The sequence below is a fragment of the Desulfosarcina cetonica JCM 12296 genome (assembly GCF_001311845.1).
Taxonomy (GTDB): domain Bacteria; phylum Desulfobacterota; class Desulfobacteria; order Desulfobacterales; family Desulfosarcinaceae; genus Desulfosarcina; species Desulfosarcina cetonica.
Genome location: NZ_BBCC01000016.1, coordinates 42,173 through 63,964, shown reverse-complemented (window position 1 = coordinate 63,964; position 21,792 = coordinate 42,173). Strand labels below are relative to the sequence as shown.

22 protein-coding genes and 1 pseudogene are annotated in these 21,792 nt (G+C 48.0%); 9 read left to right on the top strand and 14 right to left on the bottom strand.

Annotated elements, in window-relative coordinates; translation table 11 throughout:
- A partial coding sequence (locus tag JCM12296_RS41455; RefSeq protein WP_218187990.1) for a hypothetical protein occupies positions 1 to 406 on the top strand: 406 nt, incomplete at its 5' end.
- 452 nt (positions 407 to 858) lie between these two features.
- Here JCM12296_RS41455 and JCM12296_RS37885 read toward each other — a convergent pair.
- The 8 genes and pseudogenes from JCM12296_RS37885 to JCM12296_RS05835 all read right to left on the bottom strand — a co-directional run bounded on the left by JCM12296_RS37885 (position 859) and on the right by JCM12296_RS05835 (position 11,228).
- Positions 859 to 1,827, bottom strand: coding sequence for a hypothetical protein (locus JCM12296_RS37885; protein ID WP_157067400.1), 969 nt, complete (start codon positions 1,825 to 1,827; stop codon positions 859 to 861).
- Complete coding sequence (locus JCM12296_RS05865; protein WP_054690924.1) at positions 1,791 to 2,276, bottom strand: hypothetical protein; 486 nt, start codon at positions 2,274 to 2,276, stop codon at positions 1,791 to 1,793. The genes JCM12296_RS37885 and JCM12296_RS05865 overlap by 37 nt, the downstream gene beginning before the upstream one ends.
- Positions 2,277 to 3,296, bottom strand: coding sequence for a TAXI family TRAP transporter solute-binding subunit (locus JCM12296_RS05860; protein ID WP_054690923.1), 1,020 nt, complete (start codon positions 3,294 to 3,296; stop codon positions 2,277 to 2,279).
- 60 nt (positions 3,297 to 3,356) lie between these two features.
- Entirely contained in the window at positions 3,357 to 4,505 is a 1,149-nt protein-coding gene (locus JCM12296_RS05855; RefSeq protein WP_054690921.1) for a hypothetical protein, read from the bottom strand.
- 24 nt (positions 4,506 to 4,529) lie between these two features.
- Positions 4,530 to 7,141, bottom strand: a pseudogene (locus JCM12296_RS05850) (virulence factor SrfC family protein).
- A gap of 22 nt (positions 7,142 to 7,163) precedes the next feature.
- Positions 7,164 to 10,097: a virulence factor SrfB gene (locus JCM12296_RS05840; RefSeq protein ID WP_083455881.1), complete on the bottom strand. Its 2,934-nt coding sequence runs from the start codon at positions 10,095 to 10,097 to the stop codon at positions 7,164 to 7,166.
- 44 nt (positions 10,098 to 10,141) lie between these two features.
- The gene (locus JCM12296_RS36005) at positions 10,142 to 10,483 is read right to left on the bottom strand and encodes a HigA family addiction module antitoxin (RefSeq protein ID WP_083455880.1); all 342 of its coding nucleotides are present in this window, start codon (positions 10,481 to 10,483) and stop codon (positions 10,142 to 10,144) included.
- Between the two features lie 169 nt (positions 10,484 to 10,652).
- Positions 10,653 to 11,228, bottom strand: a complete 576-nt coding sequence (locus JCM12296_RS05835; protein ID WP_157067399.1) for a hypothetical protein — start codon at positions 11,226 to 11,228, stop codon at positions 10,653 to 10,655.
- Between the two features lie 170 nt (positions 11,229 to 11,398).
- Here JCM12296_RS05835 and JCM12296_RS05830 point away from each other — a divergent pair, with 170 nt between their 5' ends.
- The 7 genes from JCM12296_RS05830 to JCM12296_RS05800 all read left to right on the top strand — a co-directional run bounded on the left by JCM12296_RS05830 (position 11,399) and on the right by JCM12296_RS05800 (position 15,354).
- Positions 11,399 to 11,611 (top strand): hypothetical protein, encoded by a 213-nt coding sequence (locus tag JCM12296_RS05830; protein ID WP_054690912.1) that lies wholly within the window; start codon positions 11,399 to 11,401, stop codon positions 11,609 to 11,611.
- A gap of 884 nt (positions 11,612 to 12,495) precedes the next feature.
- Positions 12,496 to 12,630, top strand: a complete 135-nt coding sequence (locus JCM12296_RS47100; RefSeq protein ID WP_281491933.1) for a hypothetical protein — start codon at positions 12,496 to 12,498, stop codon at positions 12,628 to 12,630.
- Entirely contained in the window at positions 12,624 to 12,935 is a 312-nt protein-coding gene (gene mobC, locus JCM12296_RS36000) for a plasmid mobilization relaxosome protein MobC (protein WP_218187989.1), read from the top strand. The genes JCM12296_RS47100 and mobC overlap by 7 nt, the downstream gene beginning before the upstream one ends.
- Positions 12,925 to 13,704, top strand: coding sequence for a relaxase/mobilization nuclease domain-containing protein (locus JCM12296_RS05815; protein WP_054690906.1), 780 nt, complete (start codon positions 12,925 to 12,927; stop codon positions 13,702 to 13,704). Before mobC ends, JCM12296_RS05815 begins: the two co-directional genes overlap by 11 nt.
- The gene (locus JCM12296_RS05810; protein WP_157067398.1) at positions 13,701 to 14,264 is read left to right on the top strand and encodes a hypothetical protein; all 564 of its coding nucleotides are present in this window, start codon (positions 13,701 to 13,703) and stop codon (positions 14,262 to 14,264) included. The genes JCM12296_RS05815 and JCM12296_RS05810 overlap by 4 nt, the downstream gene beginning before the upstream one ends.
- Before the next feature lie 90 nt (positions 14,265 to 14,354).
- Positions 14,355 to 14,597, top strand: coding sequence for a hypothetical protein (locus JCM12296_RS05805; protein WP_054690903.1), 243 nt, complete (start codon positions 14,355 to 14,357; stop codon positions 14,595 to 14,597).
- 124 nt (positions 14,598 to 14,721) lie between these two features.
- Positions 14,722 to 15,354 (top strand): hypothetical protein, encoded by a 633-nt coding sequence (locus tag JCM12296_RS05800; protein ID WP_054690901.1) that lies wholly within the window; start codon positions 14,722 to 14,724, stop codon positions 15,352 to 15,354.
- A gap of 48 nt (positions 15,355 to 15,402) precedes the next feature.
- Here JCM12296_RS05800 and JCM12296_RS05795 read toward each other — a convergent pair whose 3' ends face one another.
- The 5 genes from JCM12296_RS05795 to JCM12296_RS05775 all read right to left on the bottom strand — a co-directional run bounded on the left by JCM12296_RS05795 (position 15,403) and on the right by JCM12296_RS05775 (position 19,643).
- Positions 15,403 to 16,602: an RNA-directed DNA polymerase gene (locus JCM12296_RS05795; RefSeq protein WP_172683782.1), complete on the bottom strand. Its 1,200-nt coding sequence runs from the start codon at positions 16,600 to 16,602 to the stop codon at positions 15,403 to 15,405.
- Positions 16,603 to 16,958: 356 nt separating this feature from the next.
- On the bottom strand, positions 16,959 to 17,327 hold the full coding sequence (locus tag JCM12296_RS05790) for a four helix bundle protein (protein ID WP_054690898.1): 369 nt from the start codon (positions 17,325 to 17,327) through the stop codon (positions 16,959 to 16,961).
- Positions 17,328 to 17,407: 80 nt separating this feature from the next.
- Complete coding sequence (locus JCM12296_RS05785; protein ID WP_054690896.1) at positions 17,408 to 18,667, bottom strand: Lcl domain-containing protein; 1,260 nt, start codon at positions 18,665 to 18,667, stop codon at positions 17,408 to 17,410.
- A complete protein-coding gene (locus tag JCM12296_RS05780; RefSeq protein WP_054690894.1) occupies positions 18,657 to 18,977 on the bottom strand; it encodes a hypothetical protein in 321 nt (106 codons plus the stop codon). The genes JCM12296_RS05785 and JCM12296_RS05780 overlap by 11 nt, the downstream gene beginning before the upstream one ends.
- 150 nt (positions 18,978 to 19,127) lie before the next feature.
- Positions 19,128 to 19,643 carry an antirestriction protein ArdA gene (locus JCM12296_RS05775; RefSeq protein ID WP_054690892.1) on the bottom strand — a complete coding sequence of 172 codons (516 nt, stop codon included), beginning with the start codon at positions 19,641 to 19,643 and terminating at the stop codon, positions 19,128 to 19,130.
- Between the two features lie 444 nt (positions 19,644 to 20,087).
- Between JCM12296_RS05775 and JCM12296_RS05770 the strand changes: the two genes are divergently transcribed.
- Positions 20,088 to 20,330 carry a DUF6429 family protein gene (locus JCM12296_RS05770; RefSeq protein ID WP_054690890.1) on the top strand — a complete coding sequence of 81 codons (243 nt, stop codon included), beginning with the start codon at positions 20,088 to 20,090 and terminating at the stop codon, positions 20,328 to 20,330.
- A gap of 715 nt (positions 20,331 to 21,045) precedes the next feature.
- Here JCM12296_RS05770 and JCM12296_RS05765 read toward each other — a convergent pair.
- Complete coding sequence (locus JCM12296_RS05765; protein ID WP_218187988.1) at positions 21,046 to 21,753, bottom strand: hypothetical protein; 708 nt, start codon at positions 21,751 to 21,753, stop codon at positions 21,046 to 21,048.
- Positions 21,754 to 21,792 lie beyond the last annotated feature (39 nt).

Sequence of the window (21,792 nt, the reverse complement as noted above, 5' to 3'; positions counted from 1 at the left end):
GAATATAAATACTCTCGAAAGCTTTAATAAGTATCTAGAAGAGTATCCAAGTGGAAATTTTGTTTCTCAGTCAAGAAAAATTCATAAAGCGCTTGCCATTGAAAGAAAACAGAAGGAAAAGAAATATAATGATGAGTCAAGGATATGTAATTCGACTCATAAGTTGCACTGTGATGATTGCTGCAAAAAATATGATTCAGTACCTAATGTAAAATATTACCAAAGAGTACAGGATGGCGTATATGAATATATCGAATCACCTCCTGGGATAGTGTGTCAATATGGAGCAATTTATACAAACACTGGTTGGAGATGTTCATCATTGGAAGAATGTAAGTCAACATCAAAGCCAGCTCTCTTTGGAGGTTCCGCACGAAATATAGCGATTCGGAGAATAAGAAAATAATCTTCCATAAAGTCATCGCTACATGTGAATGCGAGGTTTTGCTTTACACTTGATAAGCTTGCCTATCGATTGCTTCCAGCCGACGCTTACACGGCACGGCTGAAGCTTATGTTCCCTATCTGCAAACCTGTAGGTACTTGATAGTGTCTTAATCTCAATGCCAACATCACCAATCCCATATTTTGTGGTCGGCGATTTTACACTGAAGTTCAGATTATCAAACAAAAGCTGTCTTATCTTTTAAAGATCGGATTTGAAAGATAAGTACAGGGTATTTGTAAAATATTAACAATTCAAAATGTTGTGATATTTGAGCGTATCACCAGCGTTATCCGGGCCAATAAGATTTTTATGGTCGGTATTGCATCATTTTAAGTGGCCACGTTTCCATCAGCTATCGAGTCCACGTTCAAAGTACGAAAAGGTGCGTTAGCATGCCCGGCGCCTTGCATCTACAGTGCCCTGTATACGCTTACGAGCACCGTCTTTGTCATTTCAGCGACGCCTAAAAGAAACATCGTACATATTTTGACCTTGCTGACCATGACACACGGCATTTCCTCCCCGGTCAATATCGCAGATACCGTTGATTTGGGGAAATATGCTGTTGATGAGCAGATAACATCGGCCTGATCTTCAATGTAAAGACGATCTGCCCCTTTAAACCAAGCTTTTACCGGGGCTGTACAGCGTTTTGTCCGATCCTGGATAATTGTTGTTGTTCCGTTTCCCTGTGCATCGAAGCGGTAATGAATGACGACGTTTTCTTTTGAAACAGAACTGACCAAGTTGGTGATGGATATCCATTCCCCCTGCAGAAATGAAAGATCGTCATGCATTATGGCATCTTGAGGGACCTTAAAGTCGTTGGGATTGTCCTGGCCGAGAAATTCCTGCATTCGCTCCTCACGGCCTTGGTTTGCCCCAGCAGAGACTGAAGGATTATTCGGTAAACCGGTTTGTGGAAGAGAATTCCCTCCGTCCTCCTGCACCCCCGTAGGGTTCGGAGATGAGGACGATTGTACTGCAGAAGGATCGTGACCCTCAGACATCCCGTTTGCTCCATGGCCTTGTGCCTGTGAAGTCCTTCCGTTTTGACCATTTGGCGCAGTTGCCGGTGGTGAGAGTGGATTTGAAGGAGACGCGTTGTGATTGCGATCTGATCCTAACAAACCGAAAACCCGTGGCAATAAAAACAGTAGCAAGAGAAGGCCGACTAACAGGAGCAGCAAAAATAGCCAAGGGAATTTTTTCTTGCTCTGGAACAAGGTGGCATCAACACGAAGGTCATCCGCAGGATTTTCAGATAAAGACTCTCTATAAGCCTGAGCTTCTGACTGATGTTGCGCTTGAGGCTCAGGATCCGGGGCTGGCCGCGTTGCTTTCAACCGCCAGGCATCGACAGCATCGAACGTCGCCACGGCCCCTCTTGTTTTAAAGCCCCAGGCAACAAGCACGGTTGGTCATCGATGACATAAATATAGTCGGAAGACGGGACGACGAGTGCGTCCCGTAAATTTTTACCAAACCGAATCTTTTCAGAATCCGTACTTTTGGAAAACGTTTCGGCAAGTGCTGCTATTTCAGCAGCACGTTGCGACAGCTTGTCCAGCACGGCATTTTTTTGGTCATCACCAAGTGAATCGAGTGATTGCAGTGGACCCTCTAATGGCGACGCGTAGTCAATCTCAAGTCCTCCCGCGTCAAAGACAGGCTCGCACAGCAACATTGCCGTTTCTTGAGAAACACGATGGCTGATCACCGTTTTAAGGGCGTCGTAAAGCGAATACGCCGGATAATCGGCCGAGCCCAACGGAAGAAAATCGGCTATGTCAATCGAGGTAATGTACACAGGCAACTCTGCCGGCAATTAATTGAAAAATTTTTCCAATTTCTCTTCGGTTGACATTTCCCCCGCCTGTTTCCCTGCTGACGGTTGCAGAGAACATTTATCTTTCGGCCAGTTACCGATTGTTGCCGAAAGATCGACCTCACGCCACTTAGGGGTCAACCCGTTGGATTTCAGGTCTTCAATATTGCGGTAGAGGGCCTGACTGATTTTACCAAGCTGATCACAACGCAGATTATAGTAGGAATTTCGGCGAGAGGAGAAATCGTAGCTGACCATCACTGCTTTAACCGCCACTGTCGGTACTTTCTCATCAATCCAGGAATAATCGTTCGGGCCGATACTGCTCGGTACATACTCGTTCAGCACCTCCGACTCATCGATCGCCACAAAATGCACACGGTTAAAGCGATCTTTATATGCCGGGTCATTTTTCAACATACCGACTTTTTCAAAAAACGTAACCGGCTTGCCGGCGACATAGATCATGGCATCCAGATTCCCGTCAATAACCGCTGCGGCAGCCTTGGTGTTGTCCCAATTGTTAACTCTCGCCGGCTGGATATTGAGCATTTTGAACAGGTTCATTGCTGTCATCCAACTGCCGCCGCCATTGCTGCCGACAGACACCGTGCGGCCGTTTAAATCACTTAAGCGACGGATATCGGTTGCCGCAAAAACATGCACCTCTTCATTGTACAACGGAAAAACCATCCGTAATCGTTCAGCAACCTTTCGTAACTGAGGACTGTCTGAACGCCTCATGTAACCCAACACGTCTGATTGAACGATTCCGAAGCCGGCGTTTTCCCGGCTGTTCATGCGTTTGATATTATCAAGGGAACCTTCAGATTCCTGGACCCGAATATCGACACCATTCATGCGCGCAGCATCGGCAATATCCTGCCCAATTTTAATGTAGGTGCCGGTTTTGCTGCCGGTGACCATTCCGATCCAACTATCCGCTGCAACACCCGAACGGATCATGGCAAAGAGAAAGAAGGACAGCACTAGCAAAATAAGCTGAGCATGTTTTTTCATCGTTCGTTCCCCTGTTCCTATAAATAGTCAAAAGAGTTTTTTATTCCCCAACCTGTCGCCTTAACGCGGGCTCGATGGACTTGGATTATCCGTTTTTTTCGGTGTCTCCCTCTCTTTTTCCTGTTGCATCGCATTCTGCAGAATGCTCTCCGTTTGAAAATTCTGCTGGTGCGCATTGGGACTTGGCTCTTCAGCAACCTTCGTCTCGGGAATAACCACGGGCTTTGACACTTCTGTGATTTCCGTACGGGAGTGCTCACCTTCGGCGCTTGATTGAGACGCTTTATCTGTGCCTGGATCAGTCATGTTGCCGGATGCTTCAGAAGTTGATGGCCTATCCGATAGAGGTTCCTGTTTTTGATCTGACGACCCTGAATTTAGAAAAAACAGGCACAATCCGGCAAGCAATGCAAACGTGGCTATTATCGCTAAAAGGATAAGGACAGACTTCGGCCCTTTTGACGGCTCATCGGGGGTATGTTGGTCCAGCCATGCGGCTGCTTTTCGTGAAGGGGCGATGTCTTCTTTTTCCGCAGGCGCGGATTCCTCTTGCCTATCCGCCGGAGTCGCTTCAACAATCAACGCCTCTTGGGTACTCGACGGATCCTGCGCAACCGGCGTCTCTTCATCGGTAAGCGGCGCGAGATTTTCAAACGAAGGAAGATCATCCATCGCTGGAATACTGGCCTCATCATCAAAAACAGACATGACCTCATCAGGCAGCAAATCATCTTTGAGCTCAAAGTCTTCGTTTGTAGCGGCCGGAACAACCGTTTTAATGGCCGACGGCTGACCGGAGGTATCTGCAGTCACCGGTTTGACACGCGTACCCGACAGGCGTTGAGCATTGGACGGCTGCCCCGTTGATTCCGCCGGTAAAACGTCCGGCCAGAAGAAATCAAAGGAGACATCGCCGATGGTCGGGGTCAGGTTCAGGCGCAGAACATAGCCCTGGGGTTCAAGCTGCCAGGTGACATCCGGCGGGACAATGAATTTCAAGGTCCCGTTTTCATACCAGGCATCCTCCGGTTCCAACCAGGAAAAGGCCGCTTGCCACTCTTTCTCACCAAGATAATTGAAGTCATACCCGTGACGAACCACTGAATAGGAAATACGATCGACGACACCGCTGATCCCTTCCAGGGTGAAAATCGTATAGCCCGGTTCACGATTGAGATCTTCCCCTACAAAGATTCTCGGTTGTTGCATGAATCTATCCTTCCAACGCTGAAATCAGCATCGCCAATCTTTCATTTGCAGCAGGATCAACACGCATGCCACTTTCCACCCGGGCGTGTCTTCTGCCAAGGTTAAGAACCCTTTGAGCCAATCCATGACGAATCGATCATGATAATTGCCCGGCGTTTCAGAAAGCGATGGTGGGTCACAATCGAAAGGCTGAGATTTAAAAATGGGCTCTCCTTTGATATTCGGACGTTTAGACTCCGGAACATCCTGATAACCGAGATAATTCACATAATCGTTGACCAGGTTCGCGGTCAACCGCGTCGGGAAAGCGATGGCTTTATGAACAGTAATACGCAGGCGGGTTGTATCCGCAACGGTACCCGCTATTTTCTTCTGAATCTGGATGGTCGAAAAGCCCGACTTCAGCTCCCGAATCAAGTCCTGGGCAATCGCCTCTGAAAGGAAATGATAGTTTCGCGCGACATGGTCATCAACAAAATCATGAATTTTTGACACCCACAACGTGGCCACTTCTGCCGCATAAAGTTCCGCAAAACTTTGCATCGCTGCCGTTGCCCCCTCCTGAGAATCCTCTTGGGGGGCTTCATCGTCCAGTCCCAGCGCTTCAAAAAAGTCATTATCTTCCGCCTGAGGTTCGCTGATCAGAATGACATTTTGGGCGCTTTCCTTATCGATACGCAGATAAAGGTCCCTCAACGCGGATTCAGAGACGTAGAGTTGACTCATGAGGCTTCCAAAACGTTCCGCTTTGGCTGTTTTTGTCAACGCCTTGGCAACATCGCGACTTTTTTGAATGCGCGTGTTGATCCGTTCGGTATTGTCATCACCGACATAATACTCACGCATGCGGGACAACATCTCGAGCTTCACCGCATTGAACTGATGAACCAGCTGGTTATATTTCAGATCCGGGTCACACACGTTTCCCAGTTCCGTGGCCAGATAAGAGATCCCGCCATCGTTGGGCATCAATGCGGAGTCCCACGCGACTTCGGGGTTCTTGAAATGGACCGCAACCTCAGGCGTTGTCAAGAAGGCCTGCTTCAACCCATTGATCCGTTCAAGGTCACGGGCGCCGGTCAACAACCCGACTTCGTGGCCGGCATCATCATACTGATACAGATGCGGGGCCTCATATTTGGGATTTCGAATCCAGAAACTGTTATTGAACGGGCCTGCCTTACTCCATTCGAGCGGCCAGGCGTGCTGTTTGCCCAAAAAGTCCCACAGCGAGGAATGAAGCCTGGTTTTCCACTTTGACGCATATTCCGCCGGGGTGTCGCCGCCCCCGCCTTTACGATCGAACTCTTTGTCAAATTTTGTCAGCACCAAAAACAAGGACACCGCTTTGCCGCTGCGTTCCTCGGCCGTTTCACCGTGGGTATTCCGGATCCATTCATCAATCACATCCGGAAGCGATTTGACTTCCTGGTTGCTATCGGCAACACAGAGCAGCATACTGGTAAGCTCGCGTTCTTCGCGATACCGTTGAAACAGGTAAGCGACCTTACCGCGAATGAAAAGCGACTCGATCGCGTTGTCCTGCTGAAGAAAGCTGTCCAGCTGGCGGATCTGTTCACGGGAACGATAACCGGGAAAATCGAGCAGATCGGTAAAGCGGAAATAATCGTAGGGGATATCGGCAATCTGAATCACCAACTCGGAGATGAGTGCCGCATACTCGCAACGCTTAAGCTCAACCCGGGTGCCGGAAGGAACGACAACCGTCAATGTGTCGGCGCTCTCCTGGCCCAAACGGCTTAAGGTAGAGACATCGATAATACTCTTGCTGCGTGGTAAAAGCGCTCCTTCACTGCTTTCGGAGCCCAGCGCAGAATAGGCTTCATGACTGAAGTCCAACCGTTTGAGAGCCGTGTAAAGCTGAACGTAGAGATTGGAAAAGGCGTCCGTTTCACCCCACAGGACTGCCAGAAACCGGGCACGATCATGGATTTCAAGGCGCGGTAACACGTCTGCGGCAGCTTCCCAGAAATCCTCCGTTAACATCCGTATTCGGGCAACCCCTCGAAAGTAACGCATGAAGTAATCGCGCACGTCAAAAACATCATTGGCGGTCAGACTGTCAACCGGGCTCTGCTGAGCCTTGATGCCGCGTCAGCCAGAATGGCATCAATATCCTCGGCTTCCAAAATGGCGATGCAGGCCGGATCGACATCGGACAAAAAGGTATTCCCGATAATTTTGATAATATCAATTTGGTCCATCAGTCTGGTTTTAACTGGCATGTCGGGAAAAGGAAGCTGATTTTCCCGGATGGTAAAGCGCGTGACGATCCCGGTAGATTCTTTCCCTCCTTCCGGGTTGATGCGTTTAAGAAAATCGACGGTCTCGGTGCCGATTTTAGCCTGTAATGCTTTTTCTCCATCCCGCGCCAATGCTGAAATCAGATACGATTTTCCGGCCTGGCTCGGACCAAACACCGCAACCGCCATGGGTCTTTCGGCAGCCACGGCCAGACGGTTGAGTTGTGTCTCAAACTTATTGAAATTACGCCTGATGGTTTGAACATTCGGTTCAACAATGTCCCGGTGTTCTGAACTCCAATGGATAAAGTCGGATGCAACGTTCGCCGCGGATCGACATCGGGCTGATAATTCTCTATCCTTATCGCGCATACACTCTCCTCAATTCCGATCCTTACGGCTCAATGACAAAAACGCCGGTATCCATCCAATACCCACTGTCGTTGCGAAGCGTCTGCAATTGAAACTTTACCAGTGAAGCGGGTTTCGGCATGCCTTCGGCATCTTCGATGGAATCGATATCGAACAGTTTGCATTCCTTGTCGTCCTCCTCCGGAATTAACGCCAGCGTGATCTTCAACGGTAGCTGCAGCTGATCGGCATGGTTGCGATCATTAAAATCGACCCGGTAGATCAGGGTTCCCGGCCAGCGCTCAATATCCATTTGCCTGAAACCGATAAACATCGGGCCGCTGAAGAGGAGCTGTGTTCGGACATCGGCAGAAGGCGCACTGCTTCCACCAGCGTCCCGGGCGGTTTCCAGATTAATGTCCCGGAAGTAGAGATGTTTGTTTTTAATCTGTCCGGTATCATCCATTTTCCCGATGTATTTCGCCGTTGATGACGGTTTAAACGTGTTGCTCTTGAGACTGAATCCAACCAGATAGCCGTTGGACAACGCGCAAACCATGGCGCCGACGGCTGCGGTCGTTTTCGGGTCCGACAGGCGGCCTTTGAGATCGCGATACGGATACCAGGCACCGACCTTGTAATCATGCATGGAGATGATTCTGTCGATCGGAATCGGAAGCTTGGCAATCACGGAATCTCTGACTCCGGGCATCATGCTCGGGCGACCGGAAAGAAGAAGATAATCACACTGATAATGATTGATCAGTTCACACAAATCGGCAAGTGTTCCACCGATCGTGCGTTTAACCGTATTATCCACCAATCCCAGATCGATATTGAACGCCATCGCCTGAAGATCGAATGGCGGCACGCCAAAATCACTGAGCCCTTGTTGCAGATAGGCAATGACAGAATCCTTGGGTCTGTCATCGTCAGAAAAGACATCGCTGAATGTTAAGGTGTAAGCGCGGTTACCATGCGTCGTATCATAATATTCATACAGGCCGATAATACGCAGGCCGATGGGGATAAAGACCTGATTGCAAAACAGCCGCCGCTTAAGGTGTTCACGTTCATCTTCGTTGGCGCGGCTGGCACCAAACAGTGCGGTCAACACCGTTTCGGATTCTTCAACTCCCGCCTGTTCAATATAACGCTTGAATACCGGCAGAATATGCCGTTCGATAATGGCTTGCAGAATGTCATCCCCGGCGATATTGAATCCTTCGCGGAAATTTTCCTCTGGCCGGATCAATGCCCCGTCTTCAAGGGTGTAGGACGTGATGATCAGATCGGTTGTCCCGCCACCGATATCGATGCTGGCGATACGCATCTGTTTATGCTTGTTTGCAATCAACGGGCGGGCGCTCGATTCGAAAAATTGCGCTGCATCCCCTCGGAAATTTTCCTTAACTTCGTTGTAAAGAAAAACAGCCTGTGTCCCTGTTGCCTCATCCCACTGCATCACCAGGCCGGGAACATGCGCTGCGGGAATCTTCATAACGGCCGCCACCGTTTTCAAGGCAAGTCTGGCACGCTTTTCAAACAGTTTCCGCTCAGACAAGCTCATTGCCGTCGGCATGGTCAGGACAATTCGGTTTAATCGCCGTGGCAGATCTTTGTAGGCCTTTTTTCGCCGCTGACCGAAGGAATTGATCTGCATGAACGCCTGGGTGAAAACTTCGGCCAGGAAAAACATCATCATCGCGCTACGGGTATAGGTTGCCCGGGTCACGCATGAAGAGTCCGGGTCCTCCCTGTTCCATTCATCGCCACTGTTGGTGAGATACTGGAAGAAGGTGCCTTTAATCGCGGGGACACGTCCCGTGTTTTTCCGCAAGGAACCGTAACTGTTAAAATACCAGTCGTGGTTTTGCTCACGGGTATCCCACAGGTAACGCTTGGGCGACGACATTCCGGTGCGGCCATCGGTACTTCTGGAGGTATTAAACAGCCGATTGGCTTCCCAACCGATGCGCGCCGGGGTTGGCCATTGAAAGGCGTCTTGGCGGCTGCGGGCTGTCAGCCGATTGTTCCCAAAGGATTCCCGGTGAAACTCAATAACACTGGGAAAGGGCTCTTTGTAGATGTGCTCTGCCTGACTCAGATCACGCAATTCCAGCGAATAGCTGTTATTCAGATCAATCGTGTCATGATCACCCGACTCGATCAAAATGCCACAGGTCCTCGAATTTCCAATATCAAGGACAAAGTCGACATCGATCGGCGTATATTGTAGCGGCCTGCTGACGGTATCGACAAATTGAATCCGCGGCAGTATTTCGGCCTCATTCAGCATATCGATCAGGCTAACGTAAACCGCCCAGGGATGCATAAACGGCACACTGGCTTTCGCCTGCTCAAACCGGTTTGCCCCATAACGCTGCACGAGATAGGCATCATAGGCGTCTTCAATAATGGAAACCGCCCAGTCCGTTTGCTGTAAATAGCAGTAGTCCTCCAGTGCCGATGCCAGCTTGAATTGCGCCGCTGTCGTTACATCGGTTTCAGAAGGCGCTGCATAGGGTCGGTTCGGATGCGTTTCCAGAAAATTGGTATCAACAATAACCGTGATACGGTGCGTATGGCCGTCTTTATCCGACGGCTCAAGCTCCGTGATTCTGATCCTGGCCCAGTTTAAAGGCCCCCTATCAAACAGGATGGCTCCAGTCTTGGTTTCTTCCTTGATTCTCAATAACGGCAGCGGTAGCCAGGAATTTGTATAAACACGAAATATCTGGGCGAGCGAGATAGAAATCTGCTCGTCCTCACGCACGTCCTGCCCATTGTCATCCGTGATCCTTCCCGACTCCGCGTGTTCATGCGCATGACTAAAATAAGGAGCGGGCCCCTCGTTACGAGCACAATACGTTTTCGCAAATTTTATCTGATTTGCCTTTAGACCAAAGTCTAAAAACTGAATGCCGGTGTAGGGTATAAGTGAGACGAACGAAGACTGAATCGTATCCTGCAGCATATTCTCACCTTATTTGTAAAATGGCACGGATACTCCCGGCCCCCTCACGTGCTTTGTTCGTTGTTAAGCGATGAATGATGATCATGGAGCCTGTCTTGTGGAAATGGCTTTACCTTTTTCCATTCCTGCGATTCATTTTCAGCGTCCCAAAGATCAACATTTTTCTGCAAATTCAGCCAAAAATCTGGAGTGGTATCAAACGCACGTGACAATCGCAAAGCCATATCGGGTGTGACAGCGCCTCTTTCATTTATGATTTTAGATAACGTTTTTCTTGAAACACCGAGGGTTGCAGCCAAATCCTTAATGGTAATGGATAGAGGTAAAAGATAGTCCGCTTTTAGTATTCTTCCCGGATGTGTTGGGCGTTTGATTATTCTGCTCATTGTTATGACTTCCTAATGATAATCATCATATTCTTGCTCCCTGTGCAAAAAAAGTTTTCCAAGCCTTTATGTTTAAAGGATATTATCATGGACTATAAAATGTAACCCGAGGGGTTACGATTGTCAAGATGTTAGTTGCAGCGAACTATCAGCATTGTAAGGGCGGTTTTCATACGCAAGCGGTATGGCCGGCCATGTATCCCCATGTTATTTTATACGTAGGCGTACTTGCTTTTGTGTGGTGCCCTGCGGCTATAATGTAAATTGTACTGCCACTTTTGTAGAAAAATATAGTAGCTGAGTATTTCTTTGGATTCTTTCTCTTCTCTCCAGTACTGTAGTGCATTACGTTGTGACTGTTGTAAGTAAAGGGTTGTGGGCCACGATTATCGGTTTTGATTTTTGTCCCTTTCATTTCAGCTCTGTCATCTGCCAAGTCTTTTAGTAGACTGTATAGTTTATAACCCTGATTACTTTCACCAAGCACATTATAATCCTTGCGAATTAACCCAACGATATTGTAGAGGCCCATGTCTTCCATGTTTCCAGCGTTCAATACTTTGACCAATAACATTTCCAGGTGCTCCTTTGAATGATTATTTGTAGTGTGACCGCTAACGGCCCGCGGATCACCTGCAAGGTCTGGGTGTGAACCCGAAGGAATCATGCCCAGACCTTTCCAGTCGGCGATCAGTTCGAGAAAGGCCTTTTTGGATCTTTTCGGATCGATGCGGAAAAAGGCCACCAGAGAACTTCTCTTTCTCCCTGCCGAGTTGGCTTTTGCTGGCCCGGTTTCCTTTTGGATTCCTGGCCACGAAACGGGTTACGGTGGCTGCTGAACATTTCATCGATTCCTAACACGCCTCGTATAACCTAAAACGCCTCAGCCAACAGAAAATAAGGGGAGGGTCTGCAATGGATCAATTTAAGAGGATCTCCACCATCAGCATTCGGTCGATCCTGGTGTTGTGGGTAGCGGTCTGCTGTATCGCGGCGTTTTTTATGCCCCACTACGATCTCGGTTTTGATGGCGTTAAGATATGGTTCTATTTGTGCGTATTGATGCTGGCCAGCATGTTGGTCGGCAGATCGTTTCTCCAATATCTGGGCCGCCATGTCCGGTCGTGAAATTGCCCTGGCAACGGATCATTTTTTCCGGTTTAATAAAATCCGAACAAACTATCCGTAGGATCACCATCAGCTTCCCGTGCTACCCCCTCGTTCCACCTATCGCAACCGGCCGGATCATCTGATGATGGTCCGGCCTTTTTTTGGCTGAAGGGAATTATACTTTATGGATCGTGTTGTGCAATTCAAAAAAAATGGGCGAAACCGCATAAAAGCGGAATCACCTGTTTTTTTGGGAGAAGGTGTGGAATCTATTCGTCTGACTGGTTTAAATAATTGTGCCCAGAATTAACCATAACTTTTTTCCCCGATGTATAGTCTGGAATTTCAAAATACGGAATATCAACAATCTGAAACCACTCGAGGGCAAATAAAGTTACAGCAATTAATAGCGTGTAGGCTATGTATTTTCCCATTTTATTACAATCCGTTAAGAATAGTCGTCAAGGAAGTCGGTTAAACTTGATCATGCCCATGTGGGGCGATGTTCCTCAGCATTGGTGATATCGGTAGGTGTGCGGGAAACTCAAGTGCGCGGCGCCTGGTGATAGGGAAAGTGATCAGGCGTTACATGCAAGCGTTCGTGATCATGAAGGCATTAAAAGGCCCAATAGGCCAAATAAACCAAAACCAAAGCCGTCACATAATCCGGAACCACAAACATGGACTTGTGCAGATTGCGGCAAGTCTTATCCGATGGTGGGTATAATAGTGGGTACGGATTTTTATGGTATGGCAAGAAAAAAGGCACTCACAATCGATTGTAAGTGCCTTTTCTCTTTAAGTGGTAGCGGGGGCTGGCAACCAACGGTATCTACCTCTCATAACTGCCCGTAATATCACATCTTTAAAAAATCACCCCTGCCCGGACAAGGAGGTTTATCATGAATAAGCCTCCTGATGATCGCAAAAAACCAAAGTACCCGCCTCCTTTTTCCATGCGTTTTACCGAGGATGAGCGCCGCGTCCTGGAAGTGGCCGCTGACGGTCGCCCCCTGGCCGCTTATATCAGGTGCTGATCTTTAAAGAGGACATGCCCGAACTGCCTAAAAGGCGCACACGCGAACAAATGGCCGATCCTCAGCGGAAAGAGCTTTCCAAACTCCTGGGCACACTAGGCAAATCACGCATCTCCCAGAACATCAATCAGCTTGCCAAGGCCGCTAATTCCGGTTCGCTGCCTGTGAACCATGAGGTCGCCCAGGAACTCAATAACGCCTGCGATGCCATAAGGTGGATGCGTCAAACCCTGATCAAGGCCATGGGCTTGAAGCCTCTCAGTGACCCTGAAATGACCCAAAGGGAGGAGCGCCATGATCCTTAAAGGGAACCAACGCGCCGGGGGTGCGCAAATGGCAAAGCATCTGCTTAAATCGGATCAGAATGAGCATGTAAAGGTTCATGAGGTCAGCGGCTTCATTGCCTCAGATGTCCTGGGGGCTTTGAATGAGGCCTATGCCCTCTCCAAAGGCACGAAGTGCAAACAGTTCATGTATGCGCTGAGCCTCAGTCCCCCACAAAATGAAAAAGTGCCGGTTGCCGTCTTTGAAAACGCGCTGGAGCGAATAGAAAAGAAACTGGGGCTGGAAGGCCAGCCGCGTGTGGTGGTCTTCCATGAAAAGGAAGGACGCCGTCATGCCCATTGTGTCTGGAGCCGGATCGATACCGAAAACATGAAGGCGATCAATATTTCCCATCCCAAATTAAAACTCAAGGACATTGCCATATCTTTATATAAGGAGCATGGCTGGAAAATGCCTGAAGGCTTCAGGGACAAATCCAAAAAGAACCCACTGAACTATAGCCGTGCTGAGTGGCAGCAAGCGCTGCGCATCGGGCGCAAGCCTGATGATATCAAGCGCGAGCTGCAGGAATGTTGGGTTGTTTCAGACAGCCGTGCCGGTTTTGAAAGCGCCCTGCAGGAAATAGGGTATACCCTCGCGCAGGGAGACCGGCGCGGCTTTGTAGCGGTCGATGTGCATGGCGAGGTCTATTCCCTGACCCGCCAGCTCGGTCAAAAAAGAAGGAACTGGCGGACCGGCTTGGTAGCCCTGATGACTTGCCGAGCGTTTCGGACGTTCAAACCACCATGAAGGGAAGATTAAGCAAGTTGTTCAAAGGCTTTGCCGATGAGCTTCAGTTGCAGCATGAACTGAAATCAAAGCCTTTGAAAAAGGATAAGGAAGACATGGTGGAGCGCCACCGGTCGGATCGAAGCCGCCTGGATGAAGTCCAGCAAAAGCGCTGGCAATCTGAGGAGCTGAAACGTTCGGCACGTATTCGCTCAGGGTTTAAGGGGTTGTGGGACAAAATCAATGGCCGCTACTGGAAAAACCGGAAACGAAACGAGCGTGAGGCCTGGCTTGCCTACCAGCGCGACCAGAAAGAGCAGGAAGATTTGATAAGTGCGCAGCTCCGGGAGCGCCGGAACCTGCAGGCTCAAATCAGGTTGCTCCGCGAAAAGCAGGAAGAGGAACGAAAAGCCCTCCTCCGTGACCTGTCGCATGCGCAGGGAATGGAAGCGGGCAAAGACAGGCAAAACCGGGAAAAATCAAGGCAAGCTGCATCCAGGCCTAAGAAGATGCCGAAAAGCGAGCTTGAATTTGAGGGACTTGATCTGGACATCGATAACGACTTGGAACCGGAAATTTAGGATTAAAAAATATGATGATATATCAATAGGTTGCTAATCTGCCAAAATGAGGAGGTAAAGGAGCAATCGCGGTTATACGGAGGTGAAACAATGACGGATTTTTTAGATGCATGTGAAAAATTTAATCGAGCAAGTGAAGAGATATTTGAAAGCCACCGACGCGGCGAAGATTATCTAATTCAGCGTAAATGGCTGCTTGCCGCGTTAAAAGGGCTATTCGATGTTGCCGACGCTTGCGACGTTGCCATTGATGACGATGTGTCCAGAATTATGAATTTAAGGGAAGAACACCGTCAATCAGAGTATAGCGAGCAAGCTCTATCTTTAGATTAGCAGCCAACAAACAATATTTGAAAAAAGATCCAAAAAGATGCCCAGGAGCGAGCTTGAATTCGATGGCCTTGATCTGGACATCGATAGCGACCTGGAGCCGGAAATTTAAGAAGGAGTAAAACTCATGTTTAATTTTCAGACAAACAAAATGATTAAAATCCTAAACAATATATCCTTCCCGTCTTCCGCACTTTGCCCAGGAGCGGCGCATCATGGTTTGCCAAGAGAGTATTTGTCACCGAATGGAAAATACAAAGCTTATGTTACACCGGTACGAAGCCCGCAAAGCGGAATGGATGAAAGCGAAATAATCATAAAATCTAAAAACGATAAAATACTGTTTCAAAGAGGTTATTTTTCCGATGATGACGAAGATGGTTTATTTGTTGTCAAAGCTGAATGGAGCGCCGATTCAAGATTTTTTGTCTACAGCATGGTCAATCCATGCGCCCATGAGCCCTGGCATTGCCCGACTTTCTTCGTTTCAACCGACCGAGTGACCCGGAAAGGTGATACAAAATATTTTGCCTGGTCCCTGTCAAATAAATGCGACCATCAGCCCTGGCATTTCCCGAATTTTTCTTATTCCACTGACGGATTTGAAGTCCATAGTGTCGATGATTGTATTGGAACGGTCGTAAATCCGAATTTTACACTATGTGATCCAGACATCATAAAAACATTGGCTATAAGCAAAACAATTAAGGATCGATGGTATTTCACAGTGTCGCTCAGCGATATGGTCAAACGATTTTAAAAGTCCTGGTCCATCGATAACTGCTAATATGGAGCCGGAAATCTGATTTTAGCACTGGAATATTTTAGTATACCCCTCATCCGCCCGGATAAAGAGGCTTTCAAGGCCATTGCATATAGATTTTCTGGCATTGTATCCATCAACCTGCCTGAGCATCCCGAGATAGCTGTTTAAACTGGCCGAAAGGCCGTCAAGGACATGTTCATCAAGCACGGCTCCTTTCTTTTCCCATGCCCTTATTTTTTGCTGGCAACGGGAAAGGGACGCTTGCCGCAAATAGGTGCGCCCCGGTTTTATAACGAAACCAACAAAATCAATCCCGGCATCCGCGCGGTTCAGCCATTTTTTATGAGGGTGCAGCCGCATTTTAAGTTTCTCGTATAGAAAATTTTCGATTTCATCATACCAGCCGTTAAGCGCTCCGGCATCTTCATGAAACAAGATAATATCGTCCACATAACGCCCGTAATACCGGGCTTTGAGCTTATGTTTCACAAACTGATCCAGCTCGTTCAAATACACATTGGCAAAGAACTGGCTGGTCAGATTACCAATCGGCAAGCCTTTCCCCGGTGGGGCGTGCATAAAGCTCTTGTGCTTTGGGACAAGAGCAAACATCTCCGGTGTTGACTGCCGGATAACATCGGGGCGCGGGTTATGGTGAATGATCTGCTCTATCAGATCCATCACCCATTTTTCGTGAATGCGTTTTTTCAGGATATGGATAAGCTGCTCATTGTCAATGCTGTTAAAGAAATTGGCGATATCGGCTTTCATAGCATAGGCAGGCCTGCTCCAGCTTTGTGTCACCGAACGCGCAAAATGGGAAACCCTGCGCATTCCGTCATGGATACCGCGCCCCGGTATGCAGGCGTAAGCGTCACGGATAAAGCTTTTTTCAAATCTGGGTCTGATAGCGTTATAAACAAGGTGGTGAACCACCCGATCCCGAAAATCAGCCGCCCAGATTTCCCGGATTTTCGGATGGGTTACAACAAAGGCAATACTGCGCCCAATCTCATAACGGCCTTCTTCCAGATCGCGCCATAACTGAACGGTATTTCTTTCCAGCTCCATTTCATAGGCAAGCTGGTTCTGACTGTTACGCTTATGCTTGCGGCAATCAAAATAGGCATCAAATAACGCCTCCAAAGTCAAAATGGCAAGCTCCGGGGAAGAGCTTCCACCTCCGGGCGCATCGGACGGCGTTATTGTTGTTCTTGTTGTTGTTGTTCTGATCGCCGTCACTGAAACGCTGTCTCCATGCGTTATTATTATTGTTCTCCGAGGACGACCAGTCCCCAAAGCACCAACCGGCGCACGTTTCGATGACGATCTCTTGGTCAACAAGGCCGAATGCTCAGCCATATTGCCTTTCACCTTACGGTTTCTACTTTGGTTAGCTCGTCTCAATGTCATCCCCGCGATTTGCTGTAAAGCAAATTCAAACGGCGGGGAACCATTATGTCGGCAGCTTTGCTGACGTCTTTTTCTGGTTCCCGTTTGTTTAAGCTCGCACCGCTTGCGCGGTACTCACCAACGGGATGACAAACGAGTGTTCTAACCGCCATCATCCGAGATGAACACGCTCTCCGGCGCTGGCCTTAGCCAGCAATCCGTTCCGGCTCACTCTTCCCCGAATTTTTAAGCCAGCCCTGCGCCTGCCGGGCCAGACTGTCCGTTTTTTCCGCCAAATCGACGTAATGCTTTCTGGGCAGAATTCTCATATCATGGGACAGGCGAATCATAAGCTGAACCACCTGTATATGTTCTAACGCCCTTTCTATGTATGGTGCTTTTTCCTTTGTGCTGTTGGCTTTGTATATCAAAACCACCAGCTCTATAATTTCGTCTTTCAGCTTCTGACCCAACGTATATTTGTATTCTCGGGGAAAATTTCTTGTCACCTGCATAACCCTGATAAGAAGATCATAAGTCAGCTTGTAAATCGGCAAATGCTGATACTGGGCCATTAGGAACCTGATCTCTCAAAATTTTTACGGGCCGTGCTCCGCACGGCATTTTTTTAATGTTTAAATGATTGAATGATTAACTATCTCCGGGCGCAGCGGACGGCGTAACTGGTGTTCTTGCTGCCGTAGTAGCTCTGAGCGCCGTCACTGAAACGCTGTCTCCATGCGTAATTAGTAGAGTACTCCGAGGACGACCAGTAATAATACGTTCCCCCTTCATCAAAATTATCAATCGTAGCGCTATTTCCATACATCGTATTCAGCTCATTTTTGGCTGGCAGATACCAGTCACTATGGCCATGCAAAATCAGGTCATTACAATACTGCGCCGCTGCGTGGGGCTGCGTTCCGGCCACACTTGAATTCGAATCAATCGTTACCAAAGAGGCCGTATTTGTCTGCCCGTCCTGCTGGTCAATGACGCTTGTTGTCGTATAATTTGTTGCTCCATCATTCCATGTATATGTTGATCTGGCTCCGTCACAAGACGACCCGCCCCATGTCTGCCCGGCATCGCATCTGGTAACATAAAAGGGATCGGAACCCGTCAAGCCCGCATAAACGGTACCATCAGCACACAAACTACCAATGGCACCGCATTCCGAAAGTCCGGTGGAAACTGTCCAGTCCTGTGAGGTCGGTCCCGTTACCAACGTAACAGTATAGACCGTATCCGTGCTGGCGCTGGTCGTTGTACGGAGCTGGATATAATTACCCTGAATATCAAGCGTATTGTTTTCATCTGTCCAGCTTTGCAGTACGCTTGAACAACTCGCGTCTGAACATGTGCGGTATTCCGGCGAACCATCACCGCTAACGCTCACGTTCGTGGTGCATCCTGAATCCATCCCTGAAACCTGCAAAATATCCGACGTCACAAGCGTTGATGTGCTTTGAGCCGAGAGCGTCGGAAAAGCCAGAAATGCAGGAGCATTGTCGCAGGCACTCGCCCGAATTTGTGCCCATGCGTTCCCGTCGCAAACCTCTATATTATTATCTGTCGCATTATACCTGATCGCACCTTCGGTTGTAGCAGAACAGCCCAACCCCGTTGTTGTGCCTATAATCGCCTCACCACCAACATGAAGCGGCGCGGCGGGGTTGGCCTGGCCAACGCCCAGGTATCCGTTTGTATCGGTCTCAAAGATGCGCACCCATACACCACCCTGGCACACCATATAATATCCAACGCCGGATGCCTCCACACCTCCGGCCATAAGCGTCACATCCTCGGTAGAGCACGCATCTCCTGGCGCGGCCTCTTGTGCAAGGGCAGTGGTCACAGGACACAAGGCCATTAAGACAAATGAAAAAGCAATCAGGAAAAACTTACTTTTCATCCGCTGCCTCCTTTTGTCCCGTTGCGCCAAAAGCCGCCTTTACACGTTCTTGTCCATAGTCAGCAATGGTTCCGCCATATTCGATGTTTTTAATGACGTGCAGCCCGTCTTTTGTAAGAAACGCCACCAGTTCTCCGTCTATCTGAATGGAAAGAATGCCGCGCTCCTGATCTGTAACAAGCTCAACGCGTTTTTCGGGGGAATTATTTGCTGGGAGTTCGTCCTTTGCATATATTTGCCGCATGCTATCAAGACCAAAAATGAGACTGACAGTGAAAAGTATAAATACCGATATTTTTGCGTATCTCATTTTGAGTCTCCTGCTTCAATTCTGATGGATGATTCCATATTAGGGATTGCTGTCATGTTGAAAACTAAAAATATGGTTTTTTAAAGATTTACTCACAGGTTGAAGGTTTTCTGGCCTGGATGGACTGAGGCCATCCAGGCCGAATTTTTTTTAGAAATTTCCGAAGATGTGAACCTCGTTATAAGCGGTTTTTATTGCGAAAATATCGCCGCTCATTTCCATGTCGCGACCCATGCGCTCATAATCAATGTACCAGGATAAATGCTCGGGAATCTGGCAGGAGCCTGAAGTCAGTTCCTCGGCATAATCCGCAACGGATTCATAACAGCCATAATAGGCCTCATCTATTGCCCGGCGGGCATCTTCAAGATTATCACCGAACTGATTTAACAGTTCACCACCAATGCCCGGATTCTCATCGATAAAACAGGCGATTTCGTGCAGTTCATCAATGCCGCTATACTCGCTAACGGAATAACCTTCAAAGCCTTCATGGTCGTGAATGGCGTATTCCTCGGCCAGCTCTTCGGGGCTACCAGCCAGCATTTCATCGATTTGGGTTTTGATGTCCTCCAGGTCATCACAGGCATTGATCCAGGCACCGTGCAGGATTCCATTGTTATAAGCCGCCAGGTCCGCCACATAAATTCTGATTTCTTCACTCATTTTTCTCTCCTTGCTTTGAATTGAGGTTCTTAAAAGCGCAGCGTTGATGCGCGCTGCTTATGAACCTCTGGCGACTAGGCCGACTAAGGCGGGGGTGAAAAAATCCAGGAAAATTGCGGAGTGTCTGGCTTCAGCGAAGCGGTTAAAAGAGAGAAACCGTCATTTTACTTGATTTTGAGGGGACGCAGTGCCCTTTGATTTGCTTTTTGTTTTCAGGCTTATTCGTTGGATTTGTCTGTGAACTTGGTTTTATGGCCCTGATTTGGGGGATCGTATAGATTTTGAGTAAAAAATTTACACCATTGCACTCGCATAGATTTTGATCTTTTGATTATTTTCTTATATTTTTTCACAACAGTCTTTCCGCATATCGTTCATGATTCAAACGATATAAAGGCTGTGGAATTACTTGTTCGGCTTTTAAAGATGAAACAGGAAAGATAAATGGAATACAACAAAGATAAAGTTGATGAATACACACTGGCATTGCTTTATCTGGTAACACATGAAATACAAGATGGCATAGGTGCCAGGGCATGGAAAGGCTTTGATTGGGACACTCTGAACAGACTGCATGAAAAAGGGTTTATTTCAAATCCTGTTGGTAAAGCAAAGTCCGTTACTATGGATGAAGAGGGTTTCAAAAAGGCGAAAGAGCTTTTTGAAAAGTTCTTTGTCGCAGAATGAAACGCCTCCCTTATTTCCGCATCCGCGATATGCGTGCGCATACCATAAAGCGCAAACTCCATGAGTGTGAGGTGAACGAACGGGTTCAGCGCGGGGAAGTGTGGTGCTTTTTCATACTTGCCTGACTGGTTCCGTTCGATAACAGACGCAGGAAAATATTGCAGAGAGCACGCCGTTAAGCTTAATTCAGACCGTGACCCCTGTGATATTTTGTCTGCACCGTTAAAAAGCGCTCCTGCGCAAAAACTGGCGCCGTTCTTCAGGCTCACTTGGGTTAGTGCGTTCACCGCATTTGATCTTATCCATTATGCAGCCCCGGCTTTCATTGGCTGCTTATTTCTTAAAAATCGCAGACCACCATCATTTTTTCTCACCTGATTTGATAAGGGCCTTGCTTCTTGCCCTTTTATAAAACCGATCCATAGCGCAAGCGGACATTCAATCCCGGCAAGCGTGGCGCACGCTTCTCCATACCAATTACGACCAAAGGTGCAGGTAATGCCCTACTAGCGCCGATGCGGCCTCATGAAAGGTCGCGGATAGGCGCGGCCTCCAACATCAAGGAGGTAAAAATGTTATTGGTTACCCGATTTGAATTGGTAGCGAAGGATGAAAACGAGCTGCGTGCATTACTCAGATATGCATTTAATGAACTTGCCAGAAGTGAACCTGAAAGCCATTGCGCGAAAAACGCCCTGGCATCCATCGAAAACATTCAAAATGAACTGGCTTCAAGGGCACCTTGCCCTTGAGCCATTCGTGAATTAGGCGAGATTTTTTTCTTACTATCAGTTTGTTTTTTCGGTTTTTTCTTTTTTTCCTTTTTCACCGGGGTAAATTCTGAAAGATGCTCTCTAAACCAACGTCGCCTCTCAAGACGTCTCCAGCCTTGCAGGTTAAACCGATAATCACATTTACCTATACGCTGCCCGCACCCACATGGGCATGGTAGTTTGTTTGCCACACGTTTTCTCTTCCCCAATGCCCTCAAAACCTGAAGGACTGACGCCTTATCAGCAACCTTAAAGATACGCTGGTAATCATCTATTAGGCCTTTCTCCCCGTGGGCCAAATCGCCAAATGGATAGAAATCGTACCGCAGTTTATAACTGACAGCGTATAGAAACGGATCAAGTATTTTCTTTATAAAATCAAGTATTGATGGATGCTCAAGAAGAATAGATTTAAGTCTTATCTCTGACCCAAGACAAAAAGTTCTATCTTTATTTGTATGATAATCGGAATTTTTCGGAATACGATTTCCAAGTTCAATGACTTGGGGAAGTGCTCTGGGATAGTGGGGCGGAAAAATTATTCGAAGCTTGTAGGTCTCCTGGATGGCCTCATAACCGTCCATCTGAGCGTTGAGGTAATATTCACCTTCAACGACAACTCTCTCTTCTCCTAATTCTGTAAGCCGCATCCTGGGATGCAACGATAAAAAATTCTGAAGCTTTAACTC